Below are 13946 nucleotides of genomic sequence, written 5' to 3' on the forward strand. Positions count from 1 at the left end.
CATGGCAAGTCGCTGGCCGAGCGTCCTCTGGCTCGTGCGTCACGGGCAGAGCGCCGGGAATGTCGCGCATGACACGGCGCATGAGCAGGGGCTTGCCCGCATTCCGCTGACCGGCCGCGACGTGGATGTGCCGCTCTCGCCCTTGGGCGAGCAACAGGCCCAGGCTCTCGGCACCTGGTTTGCCAGCGAAGACGAGCGGCCGGACGTCCTGCTCAGCTCCTCCTATGTGCGGGCCCAGCAGACCGCCACCCTGTTTCGGGACGCAGGCGGCTGCGACCCGGCGATCCCGATCTGCGTCGACGAGCGGCTGCGCGAAAAGGAGTTCGGCATCCTCGATGGCCTGACCGCCACCGGCGTCGCCGCCACCTATCCCGATCAGGCAGAGTTCCGCCGTATCCTCGGTAAATTCTATCACCGGCCTCCAGGCGGGGAGAGCTGGGCCGACGTGATCCTGCGCCTGAGGTCGCTGCTCGACACCGTCTCGCTGCACCATGCCGGCGAGAAGGTGATGATCGTCGCGCATCAGGTCGTGGTGCTCTGTCTGCGCTACATCATCGAGAACCTGACCGAAGCTCAGGTGCTCGGCATCGATAAGGAAGGCGATGTCGCGAACTGCTCGATCACCGAATATCGGCTGGATCATGATGCGGGCCCGTTCGGCAAGCTGGTGCTCAGCCGCTACAATGTCACGGCGCCGATGAAAGAGGCAGGCGCGCCGGTCACCACCGCGCCCGAGCCGATCCAGGCGGTGCGCGGGTGATCGCGCTCGACCGGCAATGGCTCAAGGCGCATCCGCTGCCGCCTTTGGACCCGGACACCGACAAGAATGAGCGCGGCCGCGTGTTCATCGTCGGGGGCAGCGCGTTCGTGCCGGGCGCCCTGCGGCTGACCGGAGAGGCGGCGCTGCGCGCGGGGGCCGGCAAACTCCAGTTCGGCACGGTCAGTGAAGCGGCCCTGCTGCTGGGCATGTCGGTGCCGGAGGCCGGCGTGGTCGGCCTCGCGTCGAACAAGGATGGCGAGATTGCCGCGTCGGCTGCCGATCAGGTGATCGAGCATGCCAGCTCATGCAACGCGCTGGTGCTGGGGCCGGGTATGCGCGGCTCTGACGAGTGCAGCGCTCTCGTTAGCCGCGTGGTCGAAGCTCTTCCTGCAACCGTTGCCATCATCCTCGATGCCGGAGCAATCGCCGCCGCGGCGAGCTGCCGCGACCTGCTGCGCGCCCGCTCCGGCGCGTTGATCCTGACGCCCCATCATGGCGAAATGGCCGCGCTGAGCGGGCTTGATGTCGAGCAAATCTCGGAGGACTGCGAAGCGGCGGCAAGGCAAGTCGCGAAGGACCTGAACGCGGTCGTGGCTCTCAAGGCCGCGACGACGGTCATCACCTCGCCGGCTGGCGAATGCCTGCAGTTCGACGGCGGTACCCCCGCACTCGCAACTGGCGGCTCCGGCGACGTTCTCGCCGGCATTGTCGGCGGATTGGCCGCGCGCGGCGCCGGTCCACTCGTCGCGACGGCCTGGTCGGTTTGGGCGCATGGCAAGGCAGGCGAGGATCTGGCGCGAGAGCTGGGCGGCCCCGGCCTGCTCAGCCGCGACCTGCTGCCGAGACTGCCAAAACTTCTGAACAGCGCCTGACACTCGCATGCCGGTCATTCTGCATTCAGCCGATCGGTGCTATATGGTGGACATGCGCAAAATCATCTCTGCTATCGCCTCGACCGCCGCTGCTCTCGGGGCAGCCGCTGCCGCCTCCGCCGCCCCGCTGCCGCCCGAAGAGCGGCTGGCCCGCTTGCTGGAAGGCCGTGTCGCCGGCAAGCCTGTCAACTGCATCAACAACATTAATTTCACCTCGGCCGAGATCATCGACGGGACGGCGATCGTCTATCGGGTCGGCAGCAAGCTCTATGTGAACCGGCCGCGTTCAGGTGCCGACTCGCTTGATCAGGACGACATCATGGTGAGCCGTCCGTTTGGGTCCCAGCTCTGCAGCGTGGACGTGGTGGACTTGATTGATCGCGGCGCGCGCTTTCAGACCGGCTTCGTCATGCTCGGCGAGTTCGTGCCCTACACGCGGGTGAAGCGCTAGCTCGAAAGAACTCCGGCGCCGCATGCGCGGCAACCGGGGTCCTTCACGATCCGGATCGTGCGCAGCACCGGCGTGAGGCCGTCCAGCACATGGACCTTGCCTGCCGGATCCGGTCCGAAGCCGACAATGGCCCGCACCGCCTCCATCGCCGCCCAGCTTCCCACCAGGCCCGCCATCGCGCCGAGTACGCCCTGTTCGGCGCAGGTGTCGCAATCGTCCGCGTCGAAGGCGTCCCCGACGAAGCAACGATAGCAGGGCTTGTCCGCCTCCCAGCCGCGAAACGTGCCGATCTGACCCTGGAATTGGCCCAGCGCTGCCGAGACCAGGGGCACGTGCGCGCGGGTGCAATGGTCCGACACGGTGAGCCGCGTCGCAAAGTTATCGCATCCGTCCAGCACCAGGTCGCAGTCGCCGATCAGCTCCGCGACATTGCCGGCGTCGATCCGTTGAGACACGCATTCCAGGATCAGCTCGGGGTTCAACCGCGCCGCCGCTTGCTGCGCCACCTCGACCTTGTGCCGGCCGATGTCTCCGGTTCCGAACAGTACCTGCCTCTGCAGATTGGACAGGCTCACCACATCGTCATCGATCAACCGCAGGCGCCCAACGCCTGCGGCGGTGAGGTACTGAATGGCCGGGCACCCGATCCCGCCCGCACCGATCACCGTCACGTTGGCCCGCGCAAGCTTCACCTGCCCCGCGCCGCCAATCTCCTTCAGCACGATATGGCGGGCGTAACGGTCCAGCTGTCGGTCGGTTAGGGTCAAGACGCTTTCAGTTAGCCGCAGACCGCTCTTTGCGGATTTCGGCCCAGCTTGGAGGCGTGAGTGGGAAGATATCCTCTTCCAGTTCCGTTTCCTCCCCGGCCTCGTACCGTGCTTCGAGATATGCCTCTTCCAGAATGTCTGGTATCCGAGGCTTGAGGCTGAGATTCTTAGCAATCAGCCGGTCGAAGCGCCGAAGGTGCTCGCGGATAGAGCGGGCCCAAGATGCGCCGCGACGGTCCGGCTGATATTCCCATTTGAGGTGATGGACGAGAGCAACTTTAAGGTTGTTGGTTGCTGCCCGTTGCTCGCTCCGCCCCACGCTTTCGATTTCCTCGACAATGTTCTCAATGTCGGCCTGATCGAACCGACGCTCCCGGAGCAACTGTGCCTGAGCCATCGCCCAGCCATAGCCATCAAGCTCATAGGGCGGCGAAGCAGCTGCAAATGGCGGTGAAGGGCGGCTGGGCTTGTTCACGAAGATGATCCTAGCACAAAATGTGCTGAGCTAAACGCCTGTGGACCCGAAACCGCCCATACCTCGTACGGTCTCGTCCAGGTCCGTCACTTCCGCGAACCGCGCCTGCGTCACCGCCGCGGGAACAAGCTGCGCAATGCGGTCGCCGCGGCGGATGGGGAAGGAATCAGTTCCCAGATTTGCAAGGATCACCTTCACTTCGCCGCGATAATCGGCGTCGATCGTGCCTGGAGTGTTGAGGCAAGTGATGCCGTGCTTCAGTGCCAGCCCGGAACGGGGTCGGACCTGCACTTCAAACCCAGCGGGGATGGCAATGGCGAAGCCGGTCGCCACCGCATGCCGCGCGCCCGGCACCAGGGTCAGATCCTCGGCCGCGACCACATCCATGCCCGCCGCATGTTCGGTCGCATAGGCGGGCAGCGGCAGGCCGTCGCCATGGGGCAGGCGCTTCAGCTGAATCTCGATCATCTCATCCTTGCATCGATGGAATAGCGGCCTGGCCCTTCGGTTGCGAAGAGGATCCCTAAGAACACAAGGATCAGCGCTGGCCACCAGCCGGCAAAGTCCTGCGGCCAGTGAACCATGTAGACGGCGACCACGAAGGTGAAGACGGTGATCAGCCCGGCCCAGCGCGTCAGCAGGCCGAGAATGAAGGCGATCCCGCACAGGAACTGCGCCCAGACGCACAGTGGCGCCATGAACTCGGGGTAGGGAAAGCCGAACTGCGTCAGAAACTTGACGAACTCGTCCATTCGCGCGGCGCTGAAGATATTGTCGTGGCTCTGGTAGATCAAGAAGGCCCCGGTCACGAGCCGGAGCAAGAGCAGCCCAACATCTCCATAGGCCGCGAGTGGCCTCAGCAGCAGCACATCGCCTCGCGTCATCATGCTTCCCCTTTCAGGCCATCGACGATGCACTTGGCGAGCCGCTCCGCGACTTCGGTTTTCGACGAACGCGGCCAGCTTTCGACGGACTGCGGCGTGATCAGGTGAACGCTGTTCTCTTGCCCGCCCATCACATCGCCCGACACGTCATTGGCGACGATCCAGTCCGCGCCTTTCCGCGCCAGCTTGGCCTGGGCGTGTTCGACGACCTTCTCGGTCTCCGCCGCGAAGCCGATCACCAGCCTAGGCCGTCGCGGGTCGCGAGCGAGGCTTGCGAGAATGTCCGGATTTTCGGTCAGCTCGATTCGGGGCGGCGCGCCGCTCTTCTTGATCTTCGAACCGACCGCTTCGACCCGCCAGTCGGCGACCGCGGCAACGAGCACCGCCGCTTCGGCAGGCAGCGCCGCATCGACTGCCGCCGCCATCTCCCGTGCCGTCTCCACGTCTACGCGCTTCACGCCCGGCGGCGTCGGCAGGGCCACCGGCCCGCTGACCAAAGTCACCTGCGCCCCCTGCCGCGCCAGCGCCTCCGCGATTGCGAACCCCTGTTTCCCCGATGAGCGATTGGCGATGTAGCGCACCGGATCGATCGGTTCGTGCGTGGGGCCGGCGGTGACGAGGATGTGCTTGCCCCTCAACCCGCTCGTATCGAGCGAAGTCGAGATACGCTTCTCGACTACACTCGAAGCGGACGGAGACTTGAGTGCTTGCTCCATCGCGTTGAGAATCGCCTCCGGCTCCGGCAGCCGACCCGGCCCATATTCCCCGCAGGCCATCGGGCCTTCGTCCGGCTCCAGCACTGTCACGCCATCGGCACGCAGCCGTTCGACATTCCGCCGTGTCGCCGCATGCTGCCACATGCGCACGTTCATTGCGGGAGCGGCGAGCACCGGTTTGTCAGTCGCCAGCAGCAGCGTGGTCGCGAGATCGTCGGCCATGCCCGCCGCCATCCGCGCCATCAGGTCGGCTGTTGCGGGCGCCACCACCACCAGGTCAGCTTCGCGGCTGAGCTGGATGTGCCCCATCTCCGCCTCGTCCTTCAGGTCCCAAAGGCTGGTATGCACCGGCTGTTCGGACAGCGCCGCAAGCGTCATCGGCGTCACGAAGTGCGCGCCGCCGTCGGTCAGTACGCAGCGCACGCTCATCCCTGCCTTGCGGATCAAGCGGATCAGCTCGCACGCCTTGTAGGCCGCGATGCCGCCGCCGACGATCAGAAGAATGCGTGCCCCCGCCATCCGCTTACGTTAGCAGCAGAGTGAGGCCGGACCCAAGCGCCGCCGCGATCAGGGCCACTGTGCCGTAGCGCCAGCCGCTCCTGATTCCGACCACCTGAATGTCGACAAGGGGCGGCGGGGGCGGGGCGGCGCCGGGCTTGGGCAGTTGATGGTCGAGACGACGGATCAGGTCCGGGATCAGCGCCACCGTGCGCCCGAACTCCACGATCGCGTCCGCCGCCTTGGCTTCGGGACCGATCTCGGACCGCACCCATTCGCGGACGAATGGCGCCGCCGTCTCCCACATGTTGATTTCCGGATCGAGCGCCTGGGCGACGCCTTCGACCATCACCATAGTCTTCTGCAGAAGCAGCAAATGCGGCTGGGTCTGCATGTCGAAATCGCGGGTGATGGCGAACAGCCCGTCGAGCATGTTGCCGATCGAGATGTCCTTGGCCGGCAGCCCGCGCATCGGCTCGCCGACGGCGCGAAGTGCCGTCGTGAACTCGGCGATATTGTGGTGCGGCGGCACATAGCCCGCCTCGAAATGGATCTCGGCGACCCGCTCATAGGTGCCGGTGATCAGGCCGTAGAGGATCTCGGCCAGCCACATGCGGGCGCGCCGGTCGATCCGGCCCATGATGCCGAAATCGATCGCCACGATGGTGCCGTCGTCGCGCACGAACAGATTTCCCTGGTGCATGTCGGCGTGGAAGAAGCCTTCCGAGATCGCCTGGCGCAGGAAAGCACGCACCAGCCGCGCGGCGATCTCCTTCACGTCATGGCCGGCGGCGATCAGCTCGTCGCGCCGGGCGATCTTGATGCCGTCGACCCATTCGAGCGTCATCACCCGCCGAGCAGTGCGCGCCCAGTCGATCGACGGCACGATATAGCCGGGCTCCGCCGCCATGCCCTCGGCCAGTTCGGATGCGGACGCGGCCTCGCGCCTCAGATCGAGCTCGCGCATCGTCCACTGGCGGAAGTTGGCGATGACCAGGCGGGGCCGCAGCCGCTGGAACTCGCCGCCAAACGCTTCCGCCTGCGCCGCGGCCCATTCATAGGTTTCGAGCGCCTTGGCGAACTCCTCCTCGACACCTGGCCGCAGCACCTTCACCGCGACCTGGCGCCCGTCGCTGGTCATCGCGCGATGCACTTGGGCGATCGAAGCCGCGCCGACCGGCTCCGGATCGATCGACTGGAACAGCGCTTCGACCGGCTTACCGAGCGCCTGCTCGATCGCCTTGCGCACCTCCTCGAAACGCGCCGGCGGCAGATCGTCCTGCAGCCGGCTGAGGTCCGCCGCTGCTTCCGGGCCAACCAGGTCCGGCCGCGTCGCCAGCGCCTGGCCGAATTTGATCGCTGCGGGACCCAGCGACTGGAACGCCGTTGCATAGGCTGGCGATTCCGGCACCCGCGCGCCGAACCGGGCGATCCGCACCAGCCGCCGCACCACCGGCGGCGTCATCGCGTCCCGCTCGATGCCGCGCAGCGCGCCATGCCGCGCCAGCGTCCGCGCCCATTTCAGCAGCCGGAACAGGTGAGTCGCCGTGGAGGCCAACTAGATTTTCCAGCCCGAATGAATGGCGACCAGCCCGCCCAGCATCGGCTCGACCTTGGTGCGGACGAATCCGGCTTCGCCGATCATCCGCTCGACCGTGGGCATATCCGGAAAGCGGCGGATGGACTCGATCAGATAGCGATAGCTATCTTCGTCATCGGCGACGATCTTGCCGATCTTCGGCACCACCCGGTGCGAGTAGAAGTCGTAAAGTTCGGCAAAACCCGGCCAAAGCGTGGTCGAGAATTCGAGGCAGAAGAAGCGGCCGCCGCGTCTCAGCACCCGATGGGCTTCGCTGAGCGCGGCGGGAATGTCGGTCACGTTCCTGATGCCGAACGCGATCGTATAGGCGTCGAAGAAGCGGTCCGGCCATTGCAGCTTTTCGGCATTGGCCTCGCTCCACACCAGCCCGTCGAGCCCGCGTGCCTGGGCCCGGCCCATGCCGACTTCGAGCATCTGGGGGTTGATGTCGGCGACGGTGACGTTCGCGCCGGCGGCGGCGAGCCGGAAGGCGATGTCGCCGGTGCCGCCCGCCATGTCGAGAATGTCCTCGCCCGCTCGCGGCTTCACGCGCCGCACGAACCGGTCTTTCCACAGCCGGTGCATGCCCCCCGACATCGCATCGTTCATGATGTCGTAGCGCCGCGCCACGTTCGAGAAGACGGCGCCGACGCGCCGCGTCTTCTCCTGCGGATCGACTTCTTGGTAACCGAACGACACTGTTTCAGGCATGGGCGTCCGTTAGCGGGAGCTTGTGGGGCAAGCAAACGCCGCTTAGCGCGATTGGGTGCCTGAGCTTCCCGAAGTCGAGACGACCGTCCGCGGCCTGCGCCCCGTGTTGGAAGGGCAAGTGCTCACCTGGGTGGAGCCGCGCCGCGCCGATCTGCGCTTTGCCTTTCCGCCCGACCTGCGTCAGCGGCTGACCGGTGCGCGGGTGACGGGGCTTGGCCGCCGCGCCAAATATGGCCTCATCGACACCGATCGCGGCGACACGATGATCTTCCACCTCGGCATGTCCGGCCGCTGGCGGCTCGATCCGGAAGCGATCGGCACTCACGACCATCTGGTGCTGCAGACGGGGGAGGGGCGCCGCCTGTCCCTGAACGATCCGCGCCGCTTCGGCTCGGTCGATCTGGCCGCCAGCGCTGCGCTGGCGGATTATCCGGCGTTCAAGGCATTGGGCCCGGAGCCGCTTGGCCCCGAGTTGACCGGCCGCTATCTCGCGGCTGCCCTCAAAGGCCGCAGCGCGCCGATCAAGGCGCTATTGCTCGATCAGCGCATCGTCGCCGGTCTCGGCAACATCTATGTCTGCGAGGCGCTGCACATGGCCGGCATCGCGCCGACCCGCGCCGGCGGCCGTATATCGCTCAAGCGACTTGAGCTGCTCGTTACAGCTGTCAGGGCCGTGCTCGAAGCGGCAATCGAAGCGGGCGGCTCGACGCTCCGCGACTATGCCCGCCCCGACGGCGAATTGGGCTATTTCGCGAAGCAGTGGCGAGTGTACGGCCGCGAAGGCGAAGTGTGCGGCTGCGGCGCGACGGTCAGGCGCCGCGTAGACAGCGGCCGGTCAACCTTCTTCTGCGCGAGCTGCCAAAGATAGTAGATTACCTAAACACCGTTCGGGCTGAGCTTGTCGAAGCCCTCCCTTTCTTGACCTCACCGCCAAAGAAGAAGGAAGGCCTTCGACACGCTCAGGCCGAACGGCTTTTGGTGTTCAGCGATTCCCCTCCAGTTCCGCTTGCAGCGTCTGCACGTCGAGCAGCCGGTCGTTGATCGGGCCCTGATGCTTCTCCGCCCACGCCTTCAGCGCCGGATTGTCGCCGCCATTCTTATAGGCGCGAACGGTGCCGATGAGCAGGGTCAACGACTCCATCTGCTGCTCGGCGACTGCCTTTTCGAGCGGTGCCCCGTGAGTCGAGGAAAGGATGGCGAGGTCGCTCTGGTCGGTCGGTCCGGGCGTGGCCTCAACCTTCAGCCCACCGGCCTCCGCGATGCTCGCCAGCTCCTGCCGCGCGGCGCCCAGCTCCGCCACCATCTTCTGAGCGAGCGCGCGGGTATTGGCGCCTTCGCCCCGCTCCGACGCCAGCTTGGCGCTGGCAAGCGAGAAATCGAGGCTGCCCAGCACCGAAGACGCGAAGGGCTGGCCCTGCACTTCCTGCGGCGCCGGCCCGGCGGGTGGCTGGGCCGACTGGCCGGTGACCTCGATCTTGTCTTCAGGGGCGCTGACCTGCTCGCTGCAAGCAGGAATGAGCAGCAGCGTGGTTGCAACAAAAAGCATGTGCTTCGTCATCGATGGCCTCGGATCGGTTTTTCCGGGCGCGCCGCTAGCGGCCACTTGCGCGACCCGCAACCGAGTCACGAAACCGTCATGCATACGTCTCCGATGCGTAACGGTCCCGTCGCGAAACCGACGCTTTGCGGGCCTAGCGGCGTGTTCGACGACAGGCGGCGCCGACGCTGCCTTTCGACTGATTTCAAAGGGGATCATGATGTCGCGCACTCGCCTGCTTTTGATGCTCGGCGCCGCCATTCCGCTCGCGGCGTGCGGAGCCGATGAGATTTCGTCGCCCGGCACCGGCGGCAACATCATCATCAACAACCCGGCGCCGTCGCCGACTCCGACGCCGACCCCCACGCCGACGCCGACACCGCCGCCGCTCATCACCCCGGCCAGCGCCTGCCCGACCATCGCCGATCCGCAGGGCCTGACCGACTCCGGTACGATCACGAACAACAGTGTCGGCACTTTCCGGGTCTGCACGCTGCCGGCGCGCATCAACACCTCGATCACGCTGCCGAAGATCGCCGGTCTCGTTTACCGCCTTGGCGGCCGCACCGATGTCGGCACCGATCTCGGGCCGGCGCCGGGCGCGAACGAGACCCGCGTGACGCTGACCATCGATCCCGGCGTGATCGTGTTCGGCGGCACCGGTGTGTCATGGCTGAACGTCAACCGCGGCCACCGCATCTCGGCCGTCGGCACCGCCACCCAGCCGATCGTCTTCACCAGCCGCGACAACGTCGCCGGCCTGAACACCGAGAATTCGTCCGGTCAGTGGGGCGGGGTGGTGCTCTCCGGCCGTGCGCAGACCACCGACTGTATCGCGCCGGGCGCAACCCCGGGCACGGTCGCCTGCGAGCGCCAGACCGAAGGTGCGCAGGATCCGGCGCTCTATGGCGGCGCGACCAACACCGACAATAGCGGCACGATGAGCTTCGTGCAGATCCGCTTCTCCGGCTTCGTGCTTTCGGGCAACTCGGAGCTGCAGTCGCTGACCACCCAGGCGATCGGCCGCGCCACGCAGCTCAGCCGCATCATGTCGTTCAACAGCTCGGATGATGGCGCCGAGTTCTTCGGCGGCCGGGTCAACATGAAATATTTCGTGTCGATCGGCGCCGAGGACGACAATCTCGACACCGACACCGGCGTGAAGGCGAATTTCCAATACGTCCTCGCCGTGCAGCGCAGCGCCGTCGGCGACTCGATCATCGAAGCCGACTCGGACAATGCCAATGATGCGCAGACGCCGCGCCAGAACACTTATGTGTCGAACATGACGGCGATCCACCGCATCTCGACCTCGAACAATGCGGCGATCCTGCTGCGCGGCGGCACCGACTATCGGATCTTCAACTCGATCCTGGTCGCGCCGAACAGCACCTGCCTGCGCATCAGCCGCGCGAACACCGTCCAGGGCGCGGATCCGGCGCAGGACGAGCTCGGGCCGCCGGTGTTCCGCTCCGTGCTGTTCCAGTGCAATGCCACGCCGTTCACCGGCGCCAACAACGTCACCAACGATCAGGTGGCGGCGATCTTCGGCTCGGGCTCGAACAACAACAGCGCGACCTACACGCCGACCCTGACCGGGCTATTCGTCAACGGCGCGACCGAAACGGCGGTGCCGGCGTTCAACGCCACCACCTTCAATGCCGATCCGGAGACGCCGAACACGGTCTTTTTCGACAATGTGACCTATATCGGCGCGTTCCGCGATGCGAACGATCGCTGGTACCAGGGCTGGGTCTGCAACAGCAGCACTGCGGATTTCGGCGCAGCCAACACCAACGGCGCCTGCACCAGCATCCCGACGACCTGAGGCCGAAGCGAACGCATATCGAGGCGGGGCGCGGCCGATCGGGCGGCGCCCCGCCTCTGCACTAAGAGGTAATCGGAACATGGCTAAGCCACTGGCCCTAGCGAGCCTGTTGCTGATCTCGACGGCCCTGGTGTCGCCCGCTGCCTTTGCGCAGTCGGACGCACAGGCGCCGGGCGGGGCGGCGGAGACCGTGCCGCAGACGGCGCCCGACGCCGCTGCTTCGGAGGCGGAACAGGAAGCGCCCGAAGTCTCCGTTCCCGGCGGCGAGGAAGACATCGTCGTCCGCGGCCGCGCCTATACCGATCCCTCGCGCAATACCTCGCAGGTGCTGACCGTGCTCAGCACCGCCGACATTGCCCGCACCGGCGAAGGCGACATTGCCGGCGCGCTCGGCCGCACCACCGGCCTGAGTGTGGTGGGAAACGGATTCGTCTACGTCCGGGGTCTCGGTGACCGCTATTCGCTCGCGCTGCTGAACGGATCGCCGCTGCCGAGCCCCGAGCCGCTCAAGCGTGTCGTGCCGCTGGACATCTTTCCTACCTCGATCATCGCCTCGTCGCTGGTCCAGAAGACCTATTCGGCCAACTTCCCCGGCGAGTTCGGCGGCGGCGTGATCAACCTCACCACCAAGTCGATCCCGACCGAACCCTTCTTCACGATCGGCGCGGGCATCGGCTACGACACCTATACGACCGGCCAGCTCGGCTACACCTATTTCGGCAGCGACAGCGACTGGACCGGGTTCGACAACGGCAATCGCGACCGTCCGCCCGCCCTCCAGGCCTATATCCGCAGCGGCAACCGCATCTCTCAGGGCAATGTGAACACCCAGGAGATTGCGGCACAGCTGGTCAACAGCGACAATGCTGTCGTCTTCCGCAACAACGAAATCCCGGTCAATTGGTCGGCCTCGATCAGCGGCGGCAATGTCTGGGAACTGGGTGACGACCTGACGTTGGGCGTCATCGCCAACTTCGCCTATTCCAACAAATGGCGCACCCGCGACACGCTGCAGCAGACGCCGGCCTCGCAGGATCTGTCGACGCTCGGTTCCGACTTCCGCCAGGTCGCGACCGACAACCGCCTCGTGGCGAACGCGCTGGTCGGCTACGGCCTTGAATGGGGCGAGAACAAGGTCCGCTGGACCAACGTCTATATTCGCGACACGCTGAAGCAGGCGCGGCTCTCCCGCGGCTTCCGCCCGCAATCTTTCGGCGAGACCGAGTTTCAGCAGCAGGACACCGCCTGGTTCGAACGCCAGCTCGTCTCGACTCAGCTGGTCGGCGAGTTGAAGCCGATGGATGGCCTCAGCGTCGACCTTCGCGGCGGCTTCGCCAACTCGCAGCGCGAGGCGCCGAACGAGCTGAGCTTCACCTATGCGCGTAGCAATCGCGCGGGCGATCCGCTGGCCGACATCTTCATCAACAACCTGAACAACGGCAATCCTGGCGGCGCCAACATCACCTTCTCCGACCTGAACGAGGATCTCTGGTCGGCGGGAATCGACGTCACCTACCGCTTCACCGACGAGATCCGCGTCACCGCCGGCTATGCCTTTTCGGATACCCAGCGCCGGACCGAACGCCGCGACTTCCTAATCGTCGCGCCCGGCGGTCTGCCCGGTGCCGTTGGCGCGCTGCGTCCGGACCTGCTGGTCTCGCGCAACATCATCAACGGCTTCAACATCGGCCTGATCGAGGACGAGAGCAATCCGGTCTTCGACGCGACGCTTCGCAACCATGCGGGCTATGTGCAGGCAACGGTGCAGGTCACGCCGGAAGTCAGCGTGAATGCCGGCGTCCGCTACGAGACCGCCAAGCAGACGGTCGCGCCGGTGCAGGTCTACAACACGCCGGTCGCGTCGCTCGCATCGACGAACCTGGACAACGATTATTTCCTGCCGGCGGCGACACTCACCTATCAGATCAACGACGACATGCAGGTCCGCCTGAACGCGTCGAAGACGATCGCGCGGCCGCAGTTCCGCGAGCTGATCTTCCAGCCCTATTACGATCCCGAGAGCAACCGCCAGTTCCGCGGCAATCCGCTGCTCGAAGATAGCACGCTGCTGAACTTCGAGGGCCGGTACGAATGGTATTTCGCGCGGGAGCAGCGGCTGTCGCTGTCCGGCTTCTTCAAGAAGATCACCAAGCCGATTGAAACTTTCGCCAGCATCGACCAGGACAGTGTCGTCTCCAGCTTCGCCAACGCGCCGAGCGCCATCCTCTATGGCGGCGAGTTCGAGCTGACCAAGCACTTCAACCTGGACAACAGCTCCAGCCCCTTCTTCCAGCGCCGCCGCATCGTGCTGATCGGCAACTATACCTACACCAAGTCGGAGCTGCGCGTGGGCCCGAACGACCCGGCGCGCGTGTTCAACCAGTCCGCCAATCGCGCGACCGATTACTTCCGCGACGGCGCCCCGCTGACGGGACAATCAGACCATATCGTCAACTTCGAGATCGGCCTGGAAGACCGCGATGCGCTGTCACAGCAGACCTTCCTGATCAGCTATGCCAGCGACCGCGTCACCAACCGCGGTGCCAACGGTCAGCCCGACATTGTCGAGCGGCCGGGCTTCCGCCTCGACTTCGTCGCGCGCCAGGGCATTACGTTGGCGGGCATCGAGTCCGAGCTGAAGCTTGAAGCGCGGAACCTGACCGGAACGAAATATCGCGAGTTCCAGCAGAACGGCGACAACATCGTCTTCTACAACCGCTACGATCAGGGCCGTATCCTCAGCCTCGGCTGGAGCATGACGTTCTGAGTCGGCGCTCAAGCGCATCAGATTGAACCTAGAAACACCGCTCGGCCTGAGCCTGTCGAAGGCCTGTTCTTCTTTTCATGTCAAGAAGAGCAGGGCTTCGA

The 13946-nt window shown here is 65.6% G+C and carries 14 protein-coding genes; 6 read left to right on the forward strand and 8 right to left on the reverse strand.

Annotated features, from left to right (window positions below):
• Nucleotide 1: 1 nt before the first annotated feature.
• The 3 genes from VGT77_RS02110 to VGT77_RS02120 are packed head-to-tail and all read left to right on the forward strand — an operon-like array spanning nucleotide 2 to nucleotide 2083.
• Nucleotides 2–760, forward strand: a complete 759-nt coding sequence (locus VGT77_RS02110; protein ID WP_327459106.1) for a histidine phosphatase family protein — start codon at nucleotides 2–4, stop codon at nucleotides 758–760.
• Nucleotides 757–1632 carry an NAD(P)H-hydrate dehydratase gene (locus tag VGT77_RS02115; protein WP_327459108.1) on the forward strand — a complete coding sequence of 292 codons (876 nt, stop codon included), beginning with the start codon at nucleotides 757–759 and terminating at the stop codon, nucleotides 1630–1632. The genes VGT77_RS02110 and VGT77_RS02115 overlap by 4 nt, the downstream gene beginning before the upstream one ends.
• A 52-nt stretch (nucleotides 1633–1684) precedes the next feature.
• Nucleotides 1685–2083, forward strand: a complete 399-nt coding sequence (locus VGT77_RS02120) for a hypothetical protein (protein ID WP_327459110.1) — start codon at nucleotides 1685–1687, stop codon at nucleotides 2081–2083.
• On the opposite strand, the gene VGT77_RS02125 is transcribed toward VGT77_RS02120, so the two are convergent.
• From VGT77_RS02125 to VGT77_RS02155, 7 genes are read right to left on the reverse strand one after another with little or no spacing between them, the layout of a single operon-like run.
• Nucleotides 2080–2850 carry a HesA/MoeB/ThiF family protein gene (locus tag VGT77_RS02125; RefSeq protein ID WP_327459112.1) on the reverse strand — a complete coding sequence of 257 codons (771 nt, stop codon included), beginning with the start codon at nucleotides 2848–2850 and terminating at the stop codon, nucleotides 2080–2082. The two genes, VGT77_RS02120 and VGT77_RS02125, sit on opposite strands and share 4 nt — an antisense overlap.
• A gap of 7 nt (nucleotides 2851–2857) precedes the next feature.
• Nucleotides 2858–3325 (reverse strand): DUF29 domain-containing protein, encoded by a 468-nt coding sequence (locus tag VGT77_RS02130; protein ID WP_327459114.1) that lies wholly within the window; start codon nucleotides 3323–3325, stop codon nucleotides 2858–2860.
• Nucleotides 3326–3355: 30 nt separating this feature from the next.
• Nucleotides 3356–3793, reverse strand: coding sequence for a dUTP diphosphatase (gene dut / locus VGT77_RS02135; RefSeq protein ID WP_327459116.1), 438 nt, complete (start codon nucleotides 3791–3793; stop codon nucleotides 3356–3358).
• Nucleotides 3790–4212, reverse strand: coding sequence for a DoxX family protein (locus tag VGT77_RS02140; RefSeq protein ID WP_327459118.1), 423 nt, complete (start codon nucleotides 4210–4212; stop codon nucleotides 3790–3792). The genes dut and VGT77_RS02140 overlap by 4 nt, the downstream gene beginning before the upstream one ends.
• Nucleotides 4209–5444: a bifunctional phosphopantothenoylcysteine decarboxylase/phosphopantothenate--cysteine ligase CoaBC gene (gene coaBC, locus VGT77_RS02145; protein ID WP_327459119.1), complete on the reverse strand. Its 1236-nt coding sequence runs from the start codon at nucleotides 5442–5444 to the stop codon at nucleotides 4209–4211. Before coaBC ends, VGT77_RS02140 begins: the two co-directional genes overlap by 4 nt.
• A gap of 4 nt (nucleotides 5445–5448) precedes the next feature.
• Nucleotides 5449–6981, reverse strand: coding sequence for a 2-polyprenylphenol 6-hydroxylase (ubiB, locus tag VGT77_RS02150; protein WP_327459121.1), 1533 nt, complete (start codon nucleotides 6979–6981; stop codon nucleotides 5449–5451).
• Nucleotides 6982–7713, reverse strand: a complete 732-nt coding sequence (locus tag VGT77_RS02155; RefSeq protein WP_327459123.1) for a class I SAM-dependent methyltransferase — start codon at nucleotides 7711–7713, stop codon at nucleotides 6982–6984.
• A 55-nt stretch (nucleotides 7714–7768) separates the two neighbouring features.
• Here VGT77_RS02155 and mutM point away from each other — a divergent pair, with 55 nt between their 5' ends.
• Entirely contained in the window at nucleotides 7769–8581 is an 813-nt protein-coding gene (gene mutM / locus VGT77_RS02160) for a bifunctional DNA-formamidopyrimidine glycosylase/DNA-(apurinic or apyrimidinic site) lyase (RefSeq protein WP_327459125.1), read from the forward strand.
• A 114-nt stretch (nucleotides 8582–8695) separates the two neighbouring features.
• On the opposite strand, the gene VGT77_RS02165 is transcribed toward mutM, so the two are convergent.
• On the reverse strand, nucleotides 8696–9259 hold the full coding sequence (locus VGT77_RS02165) for a DUF4142 domain-containing protein (RefSeq protein ID WP_327459127.1): 564 nt from the start codon (nucleotides 9257–9259) through the stop codon (nucleotides 8696–8698).
• Nucleotides 9260–9467: 208 nt separating this feature from the next.
• Between VGT77_RS02165 and VGT77_RS02170 the strand changes: the two genes are divergently transcribed.
• Both VGT77_RS02170 and VGT77_RS02175 read left to right on the forward strand, forming a co-directional pair.
• Nucleotides 9468–11078 carry a hypothetical protein gene (locus VGT77_RS02170; protein WP_327459129.1) on the forward strand — a complete coding sequence of 537 codons (1611 nt, stop codon included), beginning with the start codon at nucleotides 9468–9470 and terminating at the stop codon, nucleotides 11076–11078.
• A gap of 79 nt (nucleotides 11079–11157) precedes the next feature.
• A complete protein-coding gene (locus VGT77_RS02175; RefSeq protein WP_327459131.1) occupies nucleotides 11158–13845 on the forward strand; it encodes a TonB-dependent receptor domain-containing protein in 2688 nt (895 codons plus the stop codon).
• Nucleotides 13846–13946: the final 101 nt, after the last annotated feature.

The sequence above is a fragment of the Sphingomonas sp. genome (assembly GCF_035944535.1).
In the GTDB taxonomy this organism is placed as follows: Bacteria; Pseudomonadota; Alphaproteobacteria; order Sphingomonadales; family Sphingomonadaceae; genus Sphingomonas_B.